This is a genomic window from Arthrobacter humicola, from assembly GCF_039531445.1.
Lineage (GTDB): Bacteria > Actinomycetota > Actinomycetes > Actinomycetales > Micrococcaceae > Arthrobacter > Arthrobacter humicola.
This window is the reverse complement of the sequence record NZ_BAAAQB010000044.1, coordinates 4,711-27,926: the sequence shown is the minus strand read 5'-3', so window position 1 is coordinate 27,926 and position 23,216 is coordinate 4,711. Positions and strand designations below refer to the sequence as shown.

The 23,216-nt window shown below is 64.1% G+C and carries 16 protein-coding genes; 3 read left to right on the top strand and 13 right to left on the bottom strand.

What is annotated here, in order from left to right:
* Position 1 precedes the first annotated feature (1 nt).
* Positions 2-310, bottom strand: a complete 309-nt coding sequence (gene rpsJ, locus ABD243_RS20405) for a 30S ribosomal protein S10 (protein WP_003803825.1) — start codon at positions 308-310, stop codon at positions 2-4.
* Between the two features lie 398 nt (positions 311-708).
* On the opposite strand from rpsJ, the gene ABD243_RS20400 reads away from it, so the two are divergent.
* Complete coding sequence (locus ABD243_RS20400; RefSeq protein WP_344368218.1) at positions 709-2,142, top strand: GH1 family beta-glucosidase; 1,434 nt, start codon at positions 709-711, stop codon at positions 2,140-2,142.
* 24 nt (positions 2,143-2,166) lie between these two features.
* Here ABD243_RS20400 and ABD243_RS20395 read toward each other — a convergent pair whose 3' ends face one another.
* The 7 genes from ABD243_RS20395 to rpoB form a co-directional block, all read right to left on the bottom strand.
* Positions 2,167-2,289 carry a hypothetical protein gene (locus ABD243_RS20395; RefSeq protein ID WP_344368216.1) on the bottom strand — a complete coding sequence of 41 codons (123 nt, stop codon included), beginning with the start codon at positions 2,287-2,289 and terminating at the stop codon, positions 2,167-2,169.
* Between the two features lie 131 nt (positions 2,290-2,420).
* Positions 2,421-3,611, bottom strand: a complete 1,191-nt coding sequence (gene tuf / locus ABD243_RS20390) for an elongation factor Tu (RefSeq protein ID WP_116765100.1) — start codon at positions 3,609-3,611, stop codon at positions 2,421-2,423.
* 265 nt (positions 3,612-3,876) lie between these two features.
* A complete protein-coding gene (fusA, locus tag ABD243_RS20385; protein ID WP_091252105.1) occupies positions 3,877-5,991 on the bottom strand; it encodes an elongation factor G in 2,115 nt (704 codons plus the stop codon).
* Positions 5,992-6,060: 69 nt separating this feature from the next.
* Complete coding sequence (gene rpsG / locus ABD243_RS20380; protein ID WP_011692813.1) at positions 6,061-6,531, bottom strand: 30S ribosomal protein S7; 471 nt, start codon at positions 6,529-6,531, stop codon at positions 6,061-6,063.
* Between the two features lies 1 nt (position 6,532).
* The gene (gene rpsL / locus ABD243_RS20375; protein WP_018773658.1) at positions 6,533-6,907 is read right to left on the bottom strand and encodes a 30S ribosomal protein S12; all 375 of its coding nucleotides are present in this window, start codon (positions 6,905-6,907) and stop codon (positions 6,533-6,535) included.
* Positions 6,908-7,371: 464 nt separating this feature from the next.
* The gene (locus ABD243_RS20370; RefSeq protein WP_344368214.1) at positions 7,372-11,271 is read right to left on the bottom strand and encodes a DNA-directed RNA polymerase subunit beta'; all 3,900 of its coding nucleotides are present in this window, start codon (positions 11,269-11,271) and stop codon (positions 7,372-7,374) included.
* A 102-nt stretch (positions 11,272-11,373) separates the two neighbouring features.
* Complete coding sequence (gene rpoB, locus ABD243_RS20365) at positions 11,374-14,889, bottom strand: DNA-directed RNA polymerase subunit beta (protein WP_116765102.1); 3,516 nt, start codon at positions 14,887-14,889, stop codon at positions 11,374-11,376.
* Between the two features lie 463 nt (positions 14,890-15,352).
* Between rpoB and ABD243_RS20360 the strand changes: the two genes are divergently transcribed.
* Both ABD243_RS20360 and ABD243_RS20355 read left to right on the top strand, forming a co-directional pair.
* Positions 15,353-16,552 (top strand): acetyl-CoA C-acetyltransferase, encoded by a 1,200-nt coding sequence (locus tag ABD243_RS20360; RefSeq protein WP_116765103.1) that lies wholly within the window; start codon positions 15,353-15,355, stop codon positions 16,550-16,552.
* Positions 16,553-16,651: 99 nt separating this feature from the next.
* The gene (locus ABD243_RS20355) at positions 16,652-17,140 is read left to right on the top strand and encodes an aminoacyl-tRNA deacylase (protein ID WP_116765104.1); all 489 of its coding nucleotides are present in this window, start codon (positions 16,652-16,654) and stop codon (positions 17,138-17,140) included.
* A gap of 137 nt (positions 17,141-17,277) precedes the next feature.
* Here ABD243_RS20355 and ABD243_RS20350 read toward each other — a convergent pair whose 3' ends face one another.
* The 5 genes from ABD243_RS20350 to ABD243_RS20330 form a co-directional block, all read right to left on the bottom strand.
* Entirely contained in the window at positions 17,278-19,131 is a 1,854-nt protein-coding gene (locus ABD243_RS20350; protein ID WP_344368211.1) for a bifunctional metallophosphatase/5'-nucleotidase, read from the bottom strand.
* A gap of 263 nt (positions 19,132-19,394) precedes the next feature.
* A complete protein-coding gene (gene rplL, locus ABD243_RS20345) occupies positions 19,395-19,772 on the bottom strand; it encodes a 50S ribosomal protein L7/L12 (RefSeq protein WP_091251969.1) in 378 nt (125 codons plus the stop codon).
* Between the two features lie 77 nt (positions 19,773-19,849).
* Positions 19,850-20,440 (bottom strand): 50S ribosomal protein L10, encoded by a 591-nt coding sequence (gene rplJ / locus ABD243_RS20340; protein WP_091251967.1) that lies wholly within the window; start codon positions 20,438-20,440, stop codon positions 19,850-19,852.
* Positions 20,441-20,790: 350 nt separating this feature from the next.
* Positions 20,791-21,900, bottom strand: coding sequence for a GNAT family N-acetyltransferase (locus ABD243_RS20335; RefSeq protein ID WP_091251966.1), 1,110 nt, complete (start codon positions 21,898-21,900; stop codon positions 20,791-20,793).
* Positions 21,901-22,053: 153 nt separating this feature from the next.
* Positions 22,054-23,196, bottom strand: coding sequence for a GNAT family N-acetyltransferase (locus ABD243_RS20330; RefSeq protein ID WP_344368208.1), 1,143 nt, complete (start codon positions 23,194-23,196; stop codon positions 22,054-22,056).
* Positions 23,197-23,216 lie beyond the last annotated feature (20 nt).

Sequence of the window (23,216 nt, the reverse complement as noted above, 5' to 3'; positions counted from 1 at the left end):
CCTACAGCTTGATTTCGATGTTCACGTCGGCCGGCAGGTCGAGACGCATGAGCGAGTCAACAGCCTTGGGCGTGGGGTCGATGATGTCGATCAGACGCTTGTGCGTGCGCATTTCGAAGTGCTCGCGGCTGTCCTTGTACTTGTGCGGAGAGCGGATAACGCAGTACACGTTCTTCTCCGTCGGCAGCGGCACGGGGCCGACTACCGTTGCGCCTGCGCGCGTGACCGTCTCAACGATCTTCCGTGCTGAAACGTCAATGACCTCGTGGTCGTATGACTTCAGCCGGATGCGGATTTTTTGTCCCGCCATGTCGCCTGACTCTCTTTCAGTCTGTGCTTCCCCTGATTGGGGCTGCCCTGTTCACTTACGTGTTGTGTGGCTGCCGAAGCATTTGAAGTCGTGACTACCACCCGCCGCACAAGCTGAATCCGGAAGAATCCGGGTTCCTCAACCTGCCGGCGTAACCGACCCCCGCGGTCGGGCGTGTCGCACGTTTTCACACATACGAGTCCGCAATTCCATGGGGAGTGGGTTATGTTTGGTCTCTTACTTGGACCCTGTCACCCGGCATTATCCGGATCGGGACGCGAAAGAGCGCTTGAACAACTCAACTAGTATGCCGGAATTTGCGGGCAGAAGCGAATCAGTCCCCATGAAGGGGCAGTTCGGACATTGTCCTCTTCCGCCATCGAATAGATGATAGGGGCATGACTGTGCAGGATTCTGTTTCAGTTCAGGCCCTCGCCGCTCGCCTGAGGCCCGGGTTCACTCTGGGCGTCGCCTCCGCTGCCTTCCAGATCGAGGGCGGCCTCGACGCCGGCGGCCGCGGGCCCTCCGGCTGGGACGCGTTTGCCGAGAAGCCGGGGAACATCCTGCACGGGCACTCCCCCGCCGTCGCGTGCGATCACTATAACCGCGCCGCCGAAGACGTCGGGCTCATGCGCGAGCTCGGAATCGACTCCTACCGTTTCTCGATCTCCTGGCCGCGGGTCCAGCCCGAGGGGACAGGGCCCTTCAATGCGGCCGGCCTGGACTTCTATGACCGACTCATCGACCAGCTGCTCGCCGCCGGCATCTCTCCCATGGCCACGCTGTATCACTGGGATACGCCGCTCCCCCTCGAGCACCGGGGCGGCTGGATGAACCGCACGACGGCGGAACGGTTTGCCGAGTACAGCGCGGCTGCCGGCAAGCGGTTCGGCGATCGTGTGGCGCAGTGGGTCACGCTGAACGAGCCCGCCTCGGTCACTCTCAACGGGTACGCCCTGGGCACCCATGCGCCCGGCCACGGCCTGCTCTTCGATGCCTTGCCGTCTGTGCACCATCAGCTCCTTGGCCACGGCCTGGCGGTGCAGGCGCTGCGCGCGGAAGGCGTCAGCGGCGCCGTCGGCGTCTCGAACCTGCACTCGCCGGTCCGGCCGGCTTCCGGCTCCGTCTCCGACCGGCTGCTCGCCCGGGTGTTCGACCTCCTGCTGAACCGGCTCTACGCCGACCCGATCCTGCTGGGCCGCTTTCCCGGGCCGCCGCTGATCGCCCGGCCGTGGTTCCGTTCGCTGCGGAGCATCCCCGACGCGGATCTGGCCACCATCCACCAGCCGCTGGATTTCTACGGCGTGAACTACTACTACCCCGTGCGGGTGGCCACGGGCCGCGGCGTCGACAGCCCCACCGGAGACGCGGAGGCGATGCTGAAGGTGCCCTTCCACCTCGCCGCGTTCCCGGAGTACGAGCACACGGGATTCGGCTGGCCGGTGGCCCCGGACCACCTGGGAGTCCTGCTCCGGGAGCTGAAGGACCGGTACGGCGCGGCGCTGCCGCCGCTGTTCATCACCGAGAGCGGGGCAAGCTTCCCCGAACCGGACCGCGTCACGGGACCTATTCCCGACGCCGGGCGGATCAGCTACCTCGCCGCGCACCTTCGCGAGGCGGTGGAAGCCACCTCCGCCGGCGGCATAGCCCACGACGTCGAACTGCTCGGCTACTACGTCTGGACCCTCATGGACAACTTCGAGTGGGCGGCCGGCTACTCCCAGCGCTTCGGCCTGGTGCACGTGGACTTCGACACCCAGCAGCGCACGCCGAAGGAGTCCTACTACTGGTACCAGGCCCTCGCACGGGCCCGGGGGCCAAGAAGCATCTAAACAGGCCGGCGCGGCCGGAGACTACTACTCGCGGTTTGCCCGGTTGATGCGCTTGGCACGCTCGATTTCCCGGCGGAAGTGCTTCTTCACCCAGAAGTAAGCGACCGCTGCCCCGACGACAAGCAGCAGAAAAATGAACCAGCCCATGGTGAGCTCCTTTCCCCTACCTGCAAAGGTAGCAGGAACTTAAAAAGAACAGCCCCGCTGCAGATGCAGCGGGGCTGTTCCCTGGTCTTCCATGGCCGTCAGCCGGCCAGGTCAACCGTGATCAGCAAGTACTACTTGAGGATCTTGGTGACGCGTCCCGAACCAACGGTGCGGCCGCCTTCGCGGATAGCGAAGCCGAGGCCCTCTTCCATAGCGATCGGCTGGATGAGCGCAACGGTCATCTCAGTGTTGTCGCCGGGCATAACCATTTCCGTGCCTTCCGGCAGGGTGATAACGCCGGTTACGTCCGTGGTGCGGAAGTAGAACTGCGGGCGGTAGTTGGAGTAGAACGGGTTGTGACGTCCGCCTTCGTCCTTGGAGAGGATGTAGACGTTAGCCTCGAAGTCGGTGTGCGGGGTGATGGAACCCGGCTTGACGACAACCTGGCCACGCTCGACATCGTCGCGCTTCAGACCGCGGAGCAGGAGGCCACAGTTCTCGCCGGCCCATGCTTCGTCGAGCTGCTTGTGGAACATCTCGATACCGGTAACCGTGGTCTTCTGGACCGGGCGGATGCCGACGATCTCGACCTCGGAGTTGATGGCGAGGGTTCCACGCTCGGCGCGGCCCGTAACAACGGTGCCACGGCCGGTGATCGTGAAGACGTCTTCGATCGGCATCAGGAAGGGCTTGTCACGGTCACGGATCGGGTCCGGAACGGACTCGTCGACAGCTGCCATGAGGTCCTCAACGGACTTGACCCAAACCGGGTCGCCTTCGAGGGCCTTCAGGCCGGAAACGCGGACAACCGGAGCCTCATCGCCATCGAAGCCCTGCGAGCTGAGCAGCTCACGAACTTCCATTTCGACGAGGTCGAGGAGTTCCTCGTCATCAACCATGTCTGCCTTGTTCAGCGCGACCAGCAGGTAGGGAACGCCAACCTGGCGGGCAAGCAGAACGTGCTCGCGGGTCTGAGCCATCGGGCCGTCAGTGGCGGCAACCACGAGGATTGCACCGTCCATCTGAGCAGCGCCGGTGATCATGTTCTTGATGTAGTCAGCGTGACCCGGAGCGTCTACGTGTGCGTAGTGGCGCTTCTCGGTCTGGTACTCAACGTGGGAGATGTTGATGGTAATGCCGCGCTGACGCTCTTCGGGTGCAGAGTCAATCGACGCGAAGTCACGCTTCTCGTTGAGAGTCGGGTACTTGTCGTACAGCACCTTGGAAATGGCGGCCGTCAGCGTCGTCTTACCGTGGTCAACGTGACCAATGGTACCGATGTTAACGTGCGGCTTAGTCCGCTCGAACTTTGCCTTTGCCACAGGTTCCTCCTAGAACGTTTTCAAATGACTTACCCTTCGGCCGCGCTTGTCGCGGCAGAAACTCCAGTAAGTCTACTTGGGGGGCTTTGGATTGGTGAAATTGCAGATTCAGGTACTAATGCTAGTGCCTAGAGCCTGTTCGTGCAGGCGGCCGAACTCCGGCCTGGCCGGACTACAGCTGACCGGAGTCCGGCCACTTGCACCAGATGAATCCCCGCTGGCGGAGACGCATCCGAGTTTTTGCTGCTGCGATGCGTCCTAGGGACTACTCGCCGCGGTTCTTCTGGATGATCTCGTCGGCAACTGCCTTCGGGACCTCGGCGTAGCTGTTGAACGTCATGGAGTACACAGCGCGGCCCTGGGTCTTCGAGCGCAGGTCACCGATGTAGCCGAACATGCCGGACAGCGGGACGTGCGCGCGAATGACCTTGACGCCCTGGGCATCCTCCATGGACTGCATCTGGCCACGGCGGGAGTTGAGGTCACCGATAACTTCACCCATGTATTCCTCAGGGGTGCGGACCTCGACATCCATCAGCGGTTCGAGCAGAACAGGGTTCGCCTTGCGTGCGGCTTCCTTGAAAGCCATACGGCCGGCGATCTTGAACGCCATTTCCGAGGAGTCAACATCGTGGTAAGCGCCGTCAATCAGCGTTGCCTTGATGCCGACAACCGGGTAACCGGCCAGGACGCCGTCGTTCAGCGCATCCTGGATACCGGCGTCTACCGACGGGATGTACTCGCGCGGAACGCGGCCACCGGTGACCTTGTTCTCGAACTCGTACAGCTCGCCACCTGAGGTGTCCAGCGGCTCGATCGCGATCTGGATCTTTGCGAACTGGCCGGAACCACCGGTCTGCTTCTTGTGCGTGTAGTCGTGACGCTCTACAGCACGCTTGATGGTTTCGCGGTAAGCAACCTGCGGCTTGCCAACGTTCGCCTCGACCTTGAATTCGCGGCGCATGCGGTCCACCAGGATGTCCAGGTGGAGCTCGCCCATGCCGGCGATGATGGTCTGGCCGGTGTCTTCGTTGAGGGAGACCTGGAAGGTCGGGTCCTCAGCGGAGAGCTTCTGGATAGCCGTGGAGAGCTTCTCCTGGTCACCCTTGGTGTTCGGCTCGATCGCAACCGAGATCACAGGCTCCGGGAAGCTCATGGACTCGAGGACAATCTGGTTGGCCGGATCGCACAGGGTGTCGCCCGTGGTGGTGTCCTTCAGGCCGATCGCTGCGTAGATGTGGCCGGCGGTAGCGCCCTCGACGGGCATTTCCTTGTTGGCGTGCATCTGGAACAGCTTGCCGATGCGCTCCTTCTTGCCCTTGGTGGAGTTGACCACCTGGGAGCCTGCTTCCACGTGACCGGAGTACACGCGGATGAAGGTGAGCTGGCCGAAGAACGGGTGCGCGGCGATCTTGAAGGCCAGCGCGGAGAACGGCTCTTCGGAGGAAGGCTTGCGGGTCAGTTCCTTCTCTTCGTCGCGGGGATCGTGACCGATCATCGGCGGGACGTCGAGCGGGTTCGGCAGGTAGTCCACCACAGCGTCGAGCATCGGCTGGACGCCGCGGTTCTTGAAGGCAGAACCACAGAAGACCGGGTAGATCTCGGAGTTGATCGTCATCTTGCGGATGCCGGCCTTGAGCTCGTCGATGCTGATCTCTTCGCCTTCGAGGTACTTCTCCATGAGTTCCTCGGAGGACTCGGCAACAGTCTCAATGAGCTGCGCGCGGTACTCGTCGGCCTTCGCCTGGAGGTCAGCCGGGATCTCGCGGATCTCGTACTTGGCACCCATGGTGACGTCACCCTTGGCGTCGCCGGGCCATACCAGCGCACGCATGTAAAGGAGGTCGACGACGCCGATGAAGTCGTTCTCGGCGCCGATCGGCAGCTGCATGACGAGCGGCTTGGCACCGAGGCGGCTGATGATGGTGTCGACGGTGAAGTAGAAGTCAGCGCCGAGCTTGTCCATCTTGTTGACGAAGCAGATGCGCGGGACGTTGTACTTGTCAGCCTGGCGCCAAACAGTCTCAGACTGCGGCTCCACGCCTTCCTTGCCGTCGAACACGGCGACAGCGCCGTCGAGGACGCGCAGGGAGCGCTCAACCTCAACGGTGAAGTCAACGTGGCCGGGGGTGTCGATGATGTTGATCTGGTTGTTTTCCCAGAAGCAGGTCACGGCGGCAGACGTGATGGTGATGCCGCGTTCCTTTTCCTGTTCCATCCAGTCAGTCGTCGAAGCGCCGTCGTGCGTTTCGCCGATCTTGTGGTTCACACCTGTGTAGAACAGGATGCGCTCGGTAGTAGTGGTCTTGCCGGCATCGATGTGGGCCATGATGCCGATGTTGCGGACCTTGCTAAGGTCGGTAAGCACGTCCTGTGCCACGGTGTCTCCCTTTCGGATGGACTGCACGTTCGCCGCCGGCTCAGTCGAGCCGGCGGCGTCCGGGAAGTATTACCAGCGGTAGTGTGCGAAGGCCTTGTTGGACTCGGCCATCTTGTGGGTGTCTTCGCGACGCTTCACAGCGGCACCGAGACCGTTGGAGGCATCCAGGATCTCGTTCTGGAGGCGCTCGGTCATCGTCTTTTCACGGCGGGCCTTGGAGTAGCCGACCAGCCAGCGGAGGGCGAGGGCCGTCGAGCGACCCGGCTTGACCTCGACCGGAACCTGGTAGGTGGCGCCACCAACACGGCGGGAGCGGACCTCAAGCGAAGGCTTGACGTTCTCCATGGCCTTCTTGAGGGCTGCAACGGGGTCGCCGCCGGACTTGGCGCGAGCACCTTCGAGGGCACCGTAAACGATGCGCTCTGCGGTGGACTTCTTGCCGTCAACCAGCACCTTGTTGATGAGCTGGGTAACCAGCGGGGAGCCGTAAACGGGATCTAGAACTAGCGGCCGCTTGGGGGCCGGACCCTTGCGAGGCATATTACTTCTTCTCCATCTTTGCGCCGTAGCGGCTGCGGGCCTGCTTACGGTTCTTGACACCCTGGGTATCGAGGGCGCCACGGACGATCTTGTAGCGGACACCCGGAAGGTCCTTCACGCGGCCGCCGCGGACGAGCACAATGGAGTGCTCCTGCAGGTTGTGGCCTACACCGGGGATGTAAGCGGTGACTTCAATGCCACCGTTGAGGCGCACACGTGCAACCTTACGCAGAGCCGAGTTCGGCTTCTTCGGGGTCGTCGTGTAAACGCGGGTGCAAACACCGCGACGCATCGGGCTGCCGTTAAGCGCGGGGGCCTTGGTCTTTTTGACCTTCGGCGTGCGGCCCTTGCGGACCAGCTGGTTAATCGTAGGCACTCTCGTGTTCTCCGTTTTATCCGGAGCGGCCGTTGGCGGACGCTCTCTTGTCGCTGCGCCTCGCCGCCCGAGCCTTGAAGTTCTCTCCAGAGCAGCTGAGGCGAAGCCTTAATAGTCGGACCGCACGCCGGGTTCCAAGGACTTTCGACCCAAATTGCCCCTAGGCATGCGAAAATGTGGCATACGTTGCACAAGAACCCTGCAAACCGGAAACGTCGTCCTGGTTAAGCTTTTCAGCTGCAACCGGCGCACTCATCCACTGCCACAATAACAATTAGTCTCCAGTCTACCACGGGCGGCTCCCAGGCCTTAATCGCGCCCCCGCTGCCCAACTGACTCGCAGCTGAGGCCGTTTTGGGGACCCATAACGACCTCAGCTGCCAGCTAGTTGGGCAGACAGGAAGGGCCCCGTCCCCGCCCCGCTGAAAGCAGAGTGGTGACGGGGCCCGACGCCGAGCTATCGGCTAGCGGAAGTCGCTGCCGAGATCGTAGTCATCCAGCGGGATGGCGTGGAACTCGGGAGCCCCGTCGCCGCCCAGGGTGTCGTAGGAGAAGTCACTGAATGCGCTGGGGCCGGTGAACAGGTTGGCCTTTGCTTCTTCAGTGGGTTCCACGGTGACCTCGGTATAGCGCGGGAGACCCGTGCCGGCCGGGATGAGCTTACCGATGATGACGTTTTCCTTGAGGCCGAGCAGCGGATCGCTCTTGCCTTCCATGGCCGCCTGCGTCAGGACGCGGGTGGTTTCCTGGAAGGAAGCTGCGGACAGCCAGGACTCGGTCGCCAGGGACGCCTTGGTGATGCCCATGAGCTCGGGACGGCCGGAAGCCGGCGTCTTGCCCTCGGACACAACGCGGCGGTTGGCCTCTTCGAAACGGCTGCGTTCGGCGAGCTCGCCGGGCAGCAGGTCCGATTCACCGGATTCGATGACCGTGACGCGGCGCAGCATCTGGCGGACGATAACCTCGACGTGCTTGTCGTGGATACCGATGCCCTGGCTGCGGTACACGCCCTGGACTTCGTCCACCAGGAACTTCTGCGCGGCACGGGGACCCATGATGCGCAGCACCTGCTTGGGATCGACCGGGCCGTTGATGAGCTTCTGGCCGACGCTGACGTGGTCGCCGTCTTCGATGAGGAGCCGTGAACGGCGCAGCACCGGGTAGGCGATCTCTTCGGATCCGTCATCCGGGGTGATGACCAGGCGCATCTGGCGCTCGGACTCTTCGATGGCGATGCGGCCGGCTGCTTCAGCAATCGGTGCAACACCCTTCGGAGTGCGGGCTTCGAAGAGCTCCTGGATACGGGGCAGACCCTGGGTGATGTCGTCGCCGCCGCTGGCGGAAACTGCACCACCGGTGTGGAACGTACGCATGGTCAGCTGGGTGCCCGGCTCACCGATGGACTGTGCGGCGATGATGCCCACTGCCTCACCGATGTCGACGGTCTTGCCTGTGGCCAGCGAACGGCCGTAGCACAGGGCGCAGGTGCCGACGCTGGACTCACAGGTGAGTACGGAGCGGACCTTGACCTCGGTGATGCCGGCTGCGAACAGTTCGGCAATGACGACGTCGCCGCAGTCGGTGCCGGCCGCCGCCAGGACCTTGCCCGAGGCGTCGAGGACGTCCACGGCCAGGGTACGGGCGTAGGCGCTGTTCTCGACGTTCTCGTCCAGGACGAGCTCGCCGTTGGCGTCAGCGACGGCGATGGCGGTCACCAGGCCGCGCTCCGTGCCGCAGTCCTCTTCGCGGACAATGACGTCCTGCGAGACGTCCACCAGACGACGGGTCAGGTAACCCGAGTTGGCGGTACGCAGGGCGGTGTCAGCCAGACCCTTACGGGCACCGTGCGTGGCGATGAAGTATTCCAGCACCGACAGGCCCTCACGGTAGGAGGACTTGATCGGACGCGGGATGATTTCACCCTTCGGGTTGGCCACCAGGCCACGGATACCCGCGATCTGACGGACCTGCATCCAGTTACCACGTGCGCCGGAGGACACCATGCGGTTGATGGTGTTCATCGGGGACAGGCTGTCACGCATCGCCTGGGCGATCTCGTTCGTGGCCTTGTTCCAGATCTCGATCAGTTCCTGGCGACGCTCGTCGTCGTCGATCAGGCCCTTGTCGTACTGGCCCTGGATCTTGGCAGCCATGGTCTCGTAACCGGCAAGGATCGCCGGCTTGGACTTGGGCACCTCGATGTCGGAGATGGCAACGGTGACGCCTGAACGGGTGGCCCAGTAGAAACCGGCATCCTTCAGGTTGTCCAGCGTTGCCGCCGTGACGACCTTCGGGTAGCGCTCGGCGAGGTCGTTGACGATCCGGGACAGCTCGCCCTTGTCGGCAACATCCTCAACCCACGGGTAGTCCGCGGGCAGCGTCTGGTTGAAGATGACCTGCCCGAGGGAGGTCTCCACCAGTGCGGTCTGACCGGGCTCCCAGCCCTCCGGGGCTTCCCAGCCGGCGTAGGGCACGAAGCCCTCGAGGCGGATCTTGACCTTGGAGTTCAGGTGCAGCTCGTGGAGGTCGTAGGCCATGATGGCTTCCGCAACCGAGGAGAAGATCCGGCCTTCGCCAGCTGAACCGACACGCTTGGTGGTCAGGTGGTAGAGACCGATGATCATATCCTGCGACGGCAGGGTCACCGGGCGGCCGTCCGACGGCTTCAGGATGTTGTTCGAGGACAGCATCAGGATGCGTGCCTCGGCCTGGGCTTCGGGGCTCAGCGGCAGGTGGACTGCCATCTGGTCGCCGTCGAAGTCGGCGTTGAAGGCGCCACAAACCAGCGGGTGAAGCTGGATTGCCTTGCCTTCGACGAGCTGCGGCTCGAACGCCTGGATGCCGAGGCGGTGCAGGGTAGGTGCACGGTTCAGCAGCACGGGGTGCTCGGTGATGATCTCTTCGAGGACGTCCCAGACCTGCGGGCGGTAACGCTCCACCATCCGTTTGGCCGACTTGATGTTCTGTGCGTGGTTGAGGTCAACCAGGCGCTTCATCACGAACGGCTTGAAGAGCTCCAGGGCCATCTGCTTGGGCAGACCACACTGGTGCAGCTTCAGCTGCGGGCCGACGACGATGACCGAACGGCCGGAGTAGTCGACGCGCTTGCCGAGGAGGTTCTGGCGGAAACGGCCCTGCTTGCCCTTGAGCATGTCGCTCAGGGACTTCAGCGGACGGTTGCCCGGTCCGGTGACCGGGCGGCCGCGGCGGCCGTTGTCGAAGAGGCTGTCAACAGCTTCCTGAAGCATGCGCTTCTCGTTGTTGACGATGATCTCCGGGGCACCGAGGTCAAGCAGGCGCTTGAGACGGTTGTTGCGGTTGATCACGCGGCGGTAGAGGTCGTTGAGGTCGGAGGTCGCGAAGCGGCCACCGTCCAGCTGGACCATCGGGCGCAGTTCCGGCGGGATCACCGGGACGGCGTCCAGCACCATGCCGAGCGGGCTGTTGTTGGTGGTCAGGAAGGCGTTGACCACCTTAAGCCGCTTCAGGGCACGCGTCTTGCGCTGGCCCTTGCCGTTGGCGATGATGTCGCGCAGCATGTCGGACTCGGCCTGCATGTCGAAGTTCTCAAGACGCTTCTTGATGGCCTCGGCACCCATGGAGCCTTCGAAGTACATGCCGTAGCGGTCGCGCAGTTCGCGGTACAGGCCTTCGTCACCTTCGAGGTCGGCGACCTTAAGGTTCTTGAAGCGGTCCCAGACCTGCTCGAGGCGCTCAATTTCGGCGTCGGCACGCTTGCGGACGTTCGCCATCTGGCGGTCAGCGGAGTCGCGGGCCTTCTTCTTGTCGGCAGCCTTAGCGCCTTCGCCTTCGAGGCGCGCGAGCTCGTTCTCGAGGTCGCGGGCGATCGTGGCGATGTCCGAGTCGCGGTTGTCGATCAGCTGCTTCTTCTCGATGTCGTGCTCAACCTGGAGGTTGGGCAGTTCTTCGTGGCGGCTGTCGGCGTCGACGCTCGTGATCATGTAGGCGGCGAAGTAGATGACCTTTTCGAGGTCCTTCGGTGCCAGGTCAAGGAGGTAGCCCAGACGGGAGGGAACGCCCTTGAAGTACCAGATGTGCGTGACCGGGGCGGCCAGCTCGATGTGGCCCATGCGCTCACGGCGGACCTTGGCGCGGGTGACTTCAACGCCACACCGCTCGCAGATGATGCCCTTGAAGCGCACGCGCTTGTACTTGCCGCAGTAGCATTCCCAGTCGCGGGACGGGCCGAAGATCTTCTCGCAGAAGAGGCCGTCCTTCTCGGGCTTGAGCGTGCGGTAGTTGATGGTTTCCGGCTTCTTAACCTCGCCGTACGACCAGCCACGGATGTCTTCCGCGGTGGCGAGGCCGATCTGCATGAGGCCGAAGGAGGATTCGCTGGACATATGGTCCCTGTTCTCTCTTGTTCTCTAAATTCTGAAGTCTTGGGTTACGGGAAGAGGGAGGACTCCGACGGCGGACGGGAACCGCCCGCCGTCGGAAGCCTGCTAAACCTCTTCTACGGAACTGGGCTCTGCACGAGACAGATCGATGCCCAGTTCTTCCGCAGCCGTGAAGACTGCGTCATCAGAGTCACGCATTTCAATTGTGGTTCCGTCCGTGGAAAGCACTTCCACGTTCAGGCACAGCGACTGCATTTCCTTGATCAAGACCTTGAAGGACTCAGGAACGCCCGGCTCGGGGATGTTCTCGCCCTTGACGATGGCTTCGTAGACCTTCACGCGACCGTGGATATCATCCGACTTGATCGTGAGGAGTTCCTGGAGCGTGTAGGCGGCGCCGTAAGCTTCGAGCGCCCACACTTCCATTTCACCGAAGCGCTGGCCACCGAACTGTGCCTTACCACCCAGCGGCTGCTGCGTGATCATGGAGTACGGGCCGGTGGAGCGTGCGTGGATCTTGTCGTCCACCAGGTGGTGGAGCTTCAGGATGTACATGTAGCCGACCGAGATCGGATCCGGGAACGGCTCGCCGGAGCGGCCGTCGAACAGACGGGTCTTGCCTGAGGAGTTGATCAGACGGTCGCCGTCGCGGGTGACGTTGGTGGAATCGAGCAGGCCCGTGATTTCCTCTTCACGAGCACCGTCGAAGACCGGCGTTGCAACAGTGGTCTGGCCACTCTCGCGCGGCAGGTTCGGCAGCTGCTTGACCCACTCGGGCTCGCCTTCGATCTTCCAGCCGGTCTTGGCAACCCAGCCGAGGTGCGTTTCGAGCACCTGGCCGACGTTCATACGGCCCGGAACACCCAGCGGGTTCAGGACGATATCAACGGGGGTACCGTCGGCAAGGAAGGGCATGTCCTCGATCGGAAGGATCTTGGAGATAACACCCTTGTTGCCGTGACGGCCGGCGAGCTTGTCGCCGTCGGTGATCTTGCGCTTGGCGGCCACGTACACGCGGACCAGCTGGTTGACGCCCGGGGGCAGCTCGTCGTCGTTGTCGCGGTCGAAGACGCGGACACCGATCACGGTGCCGGACTCGCCGTGCGGGACCTTCAAGGAGGTGTCACGCACTTCGCGGGACTTCTCACCGAAGATGGCGCGCAGCAGGCGCTCTTCCGGGGTCAGCTCGGTCTCGCCCTTGGGGGTGACCTTACCGACCAGGATGTCGCCGGCCTCAACTTCGGCACCGATGTGGATGATGCCGCGCTCGTCCAGGCCTGCCAGGACTTCCTCAGACACGTTGGGGATGTCACGGGTGATTTCCTCGGCACCAAGCTTGGTGTCGCGGGCATCGATCTCGTGCTCCTCGATGTGGATCGAGGACAGGACGTCCTCGGCCACGATGCGCTGGGACAGGATGATGGCATCCTCGAAGTTGTGGCCTTCCCATGACATGAATGCCACGAGCAGGTTCTTACCGAGGGCGAGCTCGCCCTGGTCCGTTGCCGGGCCGTCAGCGATGATGCCGCCGACCTCCAGGCGCTGGCCTTCGTTCACCAGGACACGGTTGTTGTAGCAGTTGCCCTGGTTGGAGCGGGCGAACTTGTTGATGCGGTAGTTGGTTTCCGTGCCGTCGTCGTTGAGCATAATGACGAGCTCGGCGGAAACCTCGGTGACCACACCGGCCTTCTTCGCGATGGTGACGTCACCGGCGTCGACGGCGGCGGCGCGCTCCATGCCGGTGCCGACGAACGGCGCCTCGGAGCGGACCAGCGGCACGGCCTGGCGCTGCATGTTGGCACCCATGAGTGCACGGTTAGCATCGTCATGCTCGAGGAACGGGATCAGGGCGGTTGCCACGGACACCATCTGGCGCGGGGAAACGTCCATGAATTCGACGTCGGCGGCGGGGACCAGCACGGGCTCGCCTCCACCACCGCGGGCACGGACCAGGACGGTCTCTTCGGCAAAACGCTTGTTCTCGTCGAGCGGGGCGTTGGCCTGAGCGATCAGGACCTCGGCTTCGTCGTCGGCGGTGAGGTACTTGACCTCATCGGAAACGACGCCCTCGGAGACAAGGCGGTACGGGGTTTCGATGAAACCGAACGGGTTGATGCGTCCGTAGGAAGCCAGCGAACCGATCAGACCAATGTTCGGGCCTTCAGGAGTTTCGATGGGGCACATACGTCCGTAGTGGGACGGGTGCACGTCACGGACTTCCATGCCGGCACGGTCACGGGACAGACCACCCGGGCCAAGCGCGGACAGGCGGCGCTTGTGGGTCAGACCCGAGAGCGGGTTGTTCTGGTCCATGAACTGGGACAGCTGGGAAGTTCCGAAGAACTCCTTGATGGCTGCCACAACGGGACGGATGTTGATCAGGGTCTGCGGCGTGATGGCCTCGACGTCCTGGGTCGTCATGCGTTCGCGGACAACGCGCTCCATGCGGGACAGGCCGGTGCGGACCTGGTTCTCGATGAGCTCGCCGACGGCGCGGATGCGGCGGTTGCCGAAGTGGTCGATGTCATCGATCTCGACGCGGAGCTCGTGGTCCTGGCCGTCGCGCTTGCCCATGAGGGTCTTCTCGCCGGCGTGCAGGGCAACCAGGAACTTGATCATGGCCACGATGTCTTCAACGTGCAGGACCGAAGCTTCCTTGTCGCCAAGGGAGCGGTCGATGCCAAGCTTGCGGTTGATCTTGTAACGGCCGACCTTGGCCAGATCGTAGCGCTTGGAGTTGAAGTACAGGTTGTCCAGCAGGGACTGGGCAGCCTCAACCGTGGGCGGCTCGCCCGGGCGCAGCTTCCGGTAGATGTCCAGCAACGCGTCTTCGCGGGTCTCGGTGGCGTCCTTCTCCAGCGTCGCGCGCATGGAGTCGTACTGGCCGAATTCCTCGAGGATCTGACCTTCGGTCCAGCCGAGGGCCTTCAGCAGCACGGTGACGGACTGCTTGCGCTTGCGGTCAAGACGGACGCCGACCTGGTCGCGCTTGTCGATTTCAAGTTCGAACCAGGCGCCGCGGGAGGGGATGATCTTCGCAGTGAAGATGTCCTTGTCACTGGTCTTGTCGGCGGTGCGCTCGAAGTAGGCGCCCGGGGAGCGGACCAGCTGGGAGACAACGACACGCTCGGTGCCGTTGACGACGAAGGTGCCCTTCTCGGTCATCAGCGGGAAGTCACCCATGAACACGGTCTGCTGCTTGATTTCGCCCGTGTTGTTGTTCATGAATTCGGCCTTGACGTACAGCGGGGCCGAGTACGTTGCGTCCCGGTCCTTGCACTCGGCCATGGTGTATTTGGGGTCAGCGAACTCCGGCTCGGAGAAGCTCAGGGACATGGTGCCCTGGAAGTCCTCGATCGGGGAGATCTCTTCGAAGATGTCAGACAGACCCGAGGTGGTGGCGACGCTGAGGTCGCCTTCTTCGACGGCCTTCGCCACGCGCGCCTGCCAGCGTTCGTTTCCGACCAGCCAGTCAAAGCTGTCCGTTTGCAGGGCGAGCAGATTCGGAACATCAAGAGGTTCGTGAATCTTTGCGAATGAGAGCCGGCGAGTGGCACCATCGGTGCTGTCGGCATTGATAGCGGTAGCGTTGTTTACATTAGAGGTGCTCGAGGCGACCAAGAGGGATCCTTCCACAGACCTTCAGGCGTTGTCAGATCTCCCCCGTTATGCACCCTGCAGAATGACTCCACAGTGCTACCAGTCCGGTTCCGCTATATGACCCGGGACCCGCGCTGCCCACGCTGGTGCACGTTGTAGACGGCACATTGATGGAGCAGCTGTCAGGCTAAGCCCACCGCTATATGAAGGCTGAAGGTAAACAGGGAAGACGCAAATATCTACGATACGGCAAAGCAACCTACTTGTCTACCCCACTTCCGGCGGGATTGCAAGCATGAAGTTTGGCGGATGTTGCTCGGACGCTGCACAGAGGACGCTGTGCAGAGGCTGTGCGGCCGCTCCCCCGGCGTCCGGCCCGTGTCATGCCTTAGCGCAGCCCGGGGCCGAATGGATACGTGATGGGGCTCACGATAACGTAGACATTAAGCCGTCATAGAGCCGTCGTAGATCGGAAGAGAAGACCATGAGCAATCCTGCAGACAACAACGACGTTGTCATCCTCGCCGCCGCCCGCACCCCCCAGGGGCGCCTGAACGGGCAGCTGGCCAGCTTCACCGCCGTCGAACTCGGCTCCCATGCCATCAAGGCCGCCCTGGCCGCCAGCGGCGTCAAGGCGGACCAGGTGGACAGCGTGATCATGGGCCAGGTCCTGCAGGCCGGGGCGGGCCAGAACCCGGCCCGCCAGAGCGCCATCGGCGCCGGCATCGGCTGGAACGTCCCCACGGTGACCATCAACAAGGTCTGCCTCTCGGGCCTCACCGCCGTGATCGACGCCGCCCGGATGATCCGCAGCGGCGACGCCACCGTGGTGGTGGCCGGCGGTCAGGAATCCATGACCCGCGCCCCGCACGTGCTGCCCGGCTCACGGCAGGGCTGGGCGTACGGTACGGTCCAGGCCCTGGACGTGGCGGCGCACGACGGCCTCACCGACGCCTTCGACGGGCAGTCCATGGGGCTCTCGACGGAAAGCAAGAACCTGACCCTCGGCATCGACCGGGCTTCCCAGGACGAGGTCGCGGCGCAGTCGCACCAGCGCGCCGCCCGGGCCGCCAAGGACGGCGTCTTCGACGGCGAGATCGCTGCGATGAGCGTCAAGCAGCGCAAGGGCGACCCCATCGCCGTCACCTCCGACGAAGGCGTCCGGCCGGACACCACGGTCGAGTCGCTGGCCGGCCTGCGCGCGGCGTTCGTCACGGACGGCACCATCACCGCGGGCAACTCCTCTCCCCTGTCCGACGGCGCTGCCGCCCTGGTGCTGTGCAGCCGGAAGTTCGCCGAGGACAACGGCCTTGAGTACCTGGCCGTGGTCGGCAAACCCGGCCAGGTCGCCGGGCCGGACAACTCGCTGCACTCCCAGCCGTCCAACGCCATCAAGAGCGCCCTGGACAAGGCCGGGTGGACGGTCGCCGACCTCGACTTCATCGAAATCAATGAGGCGTTCGGCTCCGTGGCGGTGCAGTCCCTGAAGGACCTGGGCTACCCGCTGGAGCGGTGCAACATCCACGGTGGGGCGATCGCCCTCGGCCACCCGATCGGGGCCTCCGGCGCGCGGTTGGCCCTGCACGCGGCGCACGAACTCAAACGCCGGGGCACCGGCAAGGCCGCCGTGTCGCTGTGCGGCGGGGGCGGCCAGGGCGAGGCGCTGCTGCTGTACCGCGACTAGGGCCGGACTGCGACCAGGGCTGAACTGCGAGTAGGGCTCAACTGCGACTGACCCGGCAACCGCCGGGTTCAGGATTTCCAGGGAGGGATTTTGGCGGGCATGGCAGAGCAGACAACAACCGGCGGCGGCCGCGAGCGGTTCCTGGCCGATGCCGCGGCCCGCGGCTTGGACGTCGAGATCGTGGAACGCCTCGCCGCCCGCAGCCTCGAGGAAGCGGCCGATATCCTCGGGATCCGGCCCGCGGATATCGTGAAATCCCTCGTGGTCAAGCACAAGGACGGCAGCTTCCTGTTCGCGCTCGTGCCCGGCGACCGGCAGATCTCCTGGCCCAAGCTGCGGGCGCTGCTGGGAGTCAACAAGCTCTCGCTCCCGGCGGCGGAAACGGCGTTCGAGGCCACCGGCTACGAGCGCGGGACCATTACGCCGCTCGGCAGCACCCGGCCGTGGCCGGTCTACGCCGACCAGACCATTACGGGCCGGCGTATCTCCATGGGAGCCGGGGAACACGGCTACAGCGCGTTCGTCGACGCGGACGCCCTGACGGCGGCCCTGGGGGCCGTCGTCGCCGACATCACCGAACCCGGTTAGCCGAACCAACCCAACTAGCCCAGCCGGGTTAAAAGCACCGCCGGGCCCGGCGGTGCCAGATACGTCGACTGCTCCGTAACTGCCCTTATGGGTGCTGAAAACGGCAGTTACGGAGCAGTCGACGCTGCTGGGCCGCGTCAGGCCGTGACCGTGAGCGGTGCCCCGTTGACGGTGAGCCGCCAGTTGGCCTGGCTGAAGACGGCGACGTCCAGGGTGCCGTGGTCCACCACGTAGTCGATGATGCGCTGCCGGATCTCCTGCTGGCTGTTCGAGAGCACCGGAGCGGTCTTGACGGCCGGGAAGTTCCCGCCGCCGCTTTGCCGGTAGTTGTTGATGGCCAGGGCAAATTCCTGCTCGGGCCGCAGCGCCTGTCCGCCGTAACTCAGATTGGCGATCCTGTCCCCTGCAGGCCGGGCGAGGTCGATCTCATAGTTCAGCGGAGCGTCGAGTCCGTAGACGACGTCGTAGTTATAGTCCGGTGTGCCGTTCGGGGCCACGGCGGTCACGGCGTTGGTGACGTCCGCGGACCTGGCCGTGGTGCCGGTCACCGGTTTGAAGTACTGCGCGGACCACTCCAGGTAGTCCTTGACCTGGGCACCGGTGACCTTGATGGAGAGCAGGGTGTTGTCGAAGATGTACAGCCCTGCGACGTCGCGGATGGTCAGCGGTCCGGCCTTGACGTCGACGGCGCGGGAGAATGCCGCCGCAATGGACAGCACGGGCAGCCCCGCCGCGGGTCCGTTGGCCAGCTCGGCCTTGATGGTGCTGGCCTGGACGTAGTTGATGGCGTCGATCGCGGCGGAGTCCTCCCAGCAGGCGGTGGCGGTGCTGAGCGGGGCCGTGGAAGTGCCGATCACCTCGTTGACGTATCTCACCGTGGCCTCGTGCCCGGCCTGAACGGCCCGGACGACGGCGGGATCGGCGTCGACGGTCTTGGCGTCCAGCAGGAGCGAATGCGCCGAGGTGACGGTCCACTGGCCCTTCTCCCTGGCGAGTTCGAGGTCCATGACGGACACCCGCATGCCCCATTTGAGCGGCTCGGTCAGGAGGACCTGCTTGCCGGTGGCTTTGTTGGTCACAAAGCGCTCCGGGATTTCCAGATGGGCGTGCCCGACCAGGATGGCATCAATGCCGGGGACTTCCTCGGCGAGCTGGGTGGAAGCGTTCTCCGGGAAGGGCAGGGCGTCGCCGTAGGACGATCCGGGGGTCGCGCCGGAGTGGCTCGTGACGATCACGATGTCGGCGCCGGCGGCTTTGACCTGCGGGATGACCGTTTTGGCTTCCTCGACGATGCCGTTGAAGTCGAGCTTTCCCTGGACGTTGTCGCGGTCCCAGAGCGCGCACCCCGGCGTCACGAAGCCGACCAGTCCGACCGTCAGCCAGCCGTTGTCTGTCTTGACCCGTTTGAGGACGTAGGGGGTGAAGGCGCGGCCGCCTGTGACGGCGTCGTGGACGTTGGCGCCCAGGAGCGGGAAGTTCAGTTGCTTCTCCCAGGTGCGCAGAAGCGGAATGCCGTAGTTGAACTCGTGGTTGCCCAGCCCCACGGCGTCGTAGCCGATCGTGTTCATGGCCAGCGCCATGGGGTGTTTCACGGTTGCGGAGATCGGGCTGATCTTGGCGAAGTAGTAGGCCAGTGGCGTGCCCTGGATGGTGTCCCCGGCGTCGATGGTCAGCGTGTTCGCGGCGCCGCGCTCGGCCCGCATGGCGTGGATCAGGGTGGCTGCCTGGGCGATCCCGATCTTGTTCCCGGCGGTGTCGGCGTAGGCGGTGTTCTTGAAGTAATCCCAGTTGAAGACGTTGTTGTGCAGATCGGTGGTGCCGAGCACGGTCAGCGTGAACTGTTTCTTGCCGCCGGGCTGGCCCCCTTCTGATTGTTTGCCGGCGGCCTGTGCTGCCGGGGCCCCGGCCAGCGCGGCAGCGGCGGCGCCCCCGCCCACGAGGGCTGCTGTGAGCATGGCGCGGCGGGAGAAGGAATCGTGAGGGTCCGTCATTGTGGGTGAACTCCTGAGCGTTGGGGGCCGGTGGGCACAAATCCAGAGTCTAGGGGCGTGCCAGCAAGTGCGACAGGGGTATCAGAAAATCCTTGCCTAATCCTTGCACTCCGTTCACCCGGCGCCCGGAGGTACAGGTTCTGTCCATCGATCCCGTCAAGCCATGATGGAGTTCGGCCCGGGAACGCAGGAAACCCCGCCCACCGGAGTGGACGGGGTTCCCGTGAAGCAGTGCGGACCGCGAAGGATCCGGACGGCGAAAGTTACTTGAGGGTAACGGTGGCGCCGGCAGCCTCGAGCTGCTCCTTTGCCTTCTCGGCAGCTTCCTTGGTGGCACCTTCGAGAACAGCCTTGGGAGCGCTGTCAACCAGGTCCTTGGCTTCCTTGAGGCCCAGGGAAGTGATGGCGCGAACTTCCTTGATCACTGCGATCTTCTTGTCGCCAGCAGCTTCGAGGACGACGTCGAAGTCGGTCTTCTCTTCGGCTTCCTCAGCAGCAGCGCCACCGGCGGGGCCGGCAACGGCAACAGCAGCAGCGGTAACTTCGAAGGTCTCTTCGAAGAGCTTGACGAACTCGGAGAGCTCGATGATGGTCAGTTCCTTGAAAGCTTCAATGAGCTCTTCGTTGGTGAGCTTCGCCATGGTGTGGCGTCCTTCCTATAGTGGTGCCCGGCGGGCCTGAGGCCCGCAGTGGCACCGGAGTCTTATGGAGAAGAGAGTTAGTTCTCTTCGGGGGCTGCGGCTTCGGCCGGTGCGGCCTCGGCTGCTGCATCTGCTGCGGGAGCTTCTTCAGCGGCGGGTGCTTCGGCTGCTGCCGGTGCACCGTTCTCTTCTTCAAGCTTGAGGCGCAGTGCGTCGATGATGCGTGCAGCAGCGGCAGCAGGAGCCTTGAGGACACCTGCAACCTTGGCGAGCTGCAGCTCACGGGACTCGAGTGCTGCCAGGGCAGCAACTTCGCTGGCGTTCAGTGCCTTGCCTTCGAAGTAACCGGTCTTGATGACCAGCTGCTTGTTGGCCTTGGCAAAATCCGTCAGGCTCTTGGCAGCGGCAACTGCGTCACCCTTGATGAACGCGATTGCAGTGGGGCCGGCGAGCTGACCGTCGAATGCTTCGACACCAGCTTCCTTGGCTGCAATAGCGGTCAGGGTGTTCTTGACGACCGAGAACTTGGTTTCCTGGCCGAGAGAAACACGCAGCTGCTTGAGCTGTGCAACGGTGAGCCCACGGTATTCGGTCAGGACAGCGGCGGTCGATTCCTTGAAATCGTTAGTGATCTCAGCTACTGCTGAAACCTTGCTAGGCGTTGCCATAACCCTCCTTCCGGGGATAGTGCCGGTGTGTCCGGGTCCCCGCTCAAAAGAGCTAAAAACTAAAAACGCCCCGCGCAGATGCACGGGGCTTGTCTCGACGCAGTCCATGACCGCGGAGCTTTGCTTCGTTCACCTGCGCCGGCCGCCCTATGTTCAGGGTCCTTCGTCCGGAAACCTACTGTGTTCTCCCGGCGCGACTGCAGAAGTGAGTCTTGCTTGGGAGAGTGGATTTCCAACAACCGACGGTCTTTGGTCCTCCCAGCTTACGGGACACCGTGCGCGTGCTCCAAATCGGGCCCGCTCGGGAGCCCGTGCCCGGGAATCAGCGCGCACGAGCCGGCGGCCGGCCCTCAGCTGACAGACGGGCCGAAGTTGGGAAGTTCCTTCTGCCAGAGACCGGTCACGCCTGCTGTCGTGAATCCCAGCTGCTGGTTGACCTTCAGCAGGTAGCGGTTCTCCGGGGCGTTCCAGGTGTAGAGGACCCGCGCGTCCGGGAACTGTTCGCTGAGCCGCTCCATGTTAGCGACCTTGATCAGGAGGCCGAGCTTGTTGCCGCGGTGTTCCTGCAGCACGACGGTGTCGTCCTGGAATACGACGTCGGGGCGCAGCGCGAGGACACTGATGGTGGTCAGTCCCACGAGAGTTCCGCTGGCGATGTGCTCGACGGCGGTCACCACCGTCCGGCGGCCCTGGGCAATGGTCACCTCCTCCGCTTCGCGGAGGATGCCGCCGTCGAACACCATCTCCTCGGCATCCGGCCCCGGCACTTCGTCCTCGCCTGCCTGGTTCTCCAGGGCGGCGACTGCCTCGAGCCACTGGTCCGGGCAGCGGTCGGTCCAGTGGTGCAGGCGGTACCGGCCGGCGTTGGCTTCCTCGGCTTCCGCCTCCAGTTCGGCGACGAGCTTGCTGTCCAGGGGCAGGGCGCAGGAACTGAACTGTTCAATGTGCTGCAGCGTGTATCCGGTGTGGCGGGCGAACTCGACGTCGCGGCTTCCCAGCGGGACGAACCCGACACCGCTTCCGGGCACCAGCTGCTCGGCCTCCGGGTCCGTCAGCGTCGATCCCGGGTGGTTGGTGTCGATCAGGATGGTGTGGCGGCCCTCGTCCCGGGCGAAATGCTCTGCGGCTTCGAGCAGTTGCCGCCCCACACCCCGGCGCCGGTATTCCGGAAGGATGTCGAGGGTAAATTCGGCAAGGTCCAGGTTGTCTACAAGCGGCAGGGCGATGTCCGCTGTCCCGACGATCACGCCGTCGACCTTGGCCACGAGGATCACCTGGCGTTCGTAGGGGTCCGCCATCTCCAGCAGCTTCTCCTGCGGCGCGTAGGCGAGGTCATCGGTACCCCAGGTCTGCATCCTGACCCTTCGCCCCACTTCGATAGCGGCGAGAAAGTCAGCGGCATCGGGCGCGTCGAGGGAATCGGGGATCCACAGCTGCTCAATCCGTACATCGTCTGCCATAGAGGGCATCATCCCAGCCGTTCTGCCACCCGCCATCGGTACGGCCCGGTTCTGACCGGGCTTTCAACCGCCAGCATATGCTGGTTTGGGCTGCTGTTCCATTGGTGACGCGGGCCAGTTTCCGGCCCCTTGGGCGCACGGCCGCTGCGGAGCTCAGTTCGGGGTGCCCGCACCGGCCCCTACAACAGAGCGCTGCCATTCGCCGTCGTACCCCGCAGGCTTGAAGCCCAGTGCGATGTTGATACCAAGCATGTGGTCGTTCTCGGCGGCATTGAAGGTGATGACCCGCTGCACCTCGGGATAGTCGTCATGCAGCCGGCGCAGGTTGAGGATCTTGACGAGGATGCCGAGTCGGTGGCCCCGGTGGCCGGCCGCGACCAGGGTGTCGTCCTGGCTGGCCAGCCAGGGTTTGTCGGCGGCGACCTGAAGGACGGTGTAGGCGGCGAGCTCACCGGTGTCCCGGTGCCGCGCCGCCGCGACGAGGGAGGACAGGCCGGCCCGCCGCCAGGTGTCCTCGACGTGGCGCACGCGCGCGACGTCCCACCTTTCCGGCTCGTAGCTGAGCGCGCCGGTGGGAGCGTCGGTGCTCATGCGCGACATCAGCACGGCCAACTGGGCGGCATCTTGCTCCGGGCACGAATCGCTCCAGTGCAGGAGTTCGTAGTCCCCCGCGCGGGTCAGGGCGTCCCGCGCCAGAGCATCGAGGTCCGCGGCCGCCGGAACCTCCAGCGCGCTGAAGCGTTCCACCTGCTCCAGGCGGTAGCCGGCCCGTCCGGCAAACCGGACGCCGGACGCACCGGCCGGAAGCGACCCGGTCCCGGTGGCCGGCTTGATGAGGTTCGGACCGTCGACGTCGAAATCGGCCGGGTGTTCCGTGAACGTCTGCAGCACGGTCCGGCCGTCGCCGGCGGCCAGCGCTTCGGCGTGCTGCAGCAGTGCCCGGCCGATCCCGCGGCCGGCGAAGGAATCGAGAACGTTCACGTGCAGGAGCGCACTGCTGAGGTTTTCCTGCAGTTCGTAGCGGATCCACGAGCGGGCCACCATGCGCCCGTCGACCCGGACGAAGAAGAGCCGCAGCCGGCTGTAGGGGTTGTCCCGCCAGTACTGGAGCCGGGCCGCCGCGGATGCTGAACGGTCTAGGTTTCCCCAGGTCTGCAGGGCGAGCTCGTCACAGAGATCTACGAATTCACGGAACTCCGCCGCGTCAGCGGCATTAAGGTCCGGGGTGCCAGGGTCGGCGGCGTCAAGGTCCGCGGGCAGGGAAAGCTGCTCGATGAGGTACGGCGGCGTAGTCACTGGGAAATCCTAACCGGCGG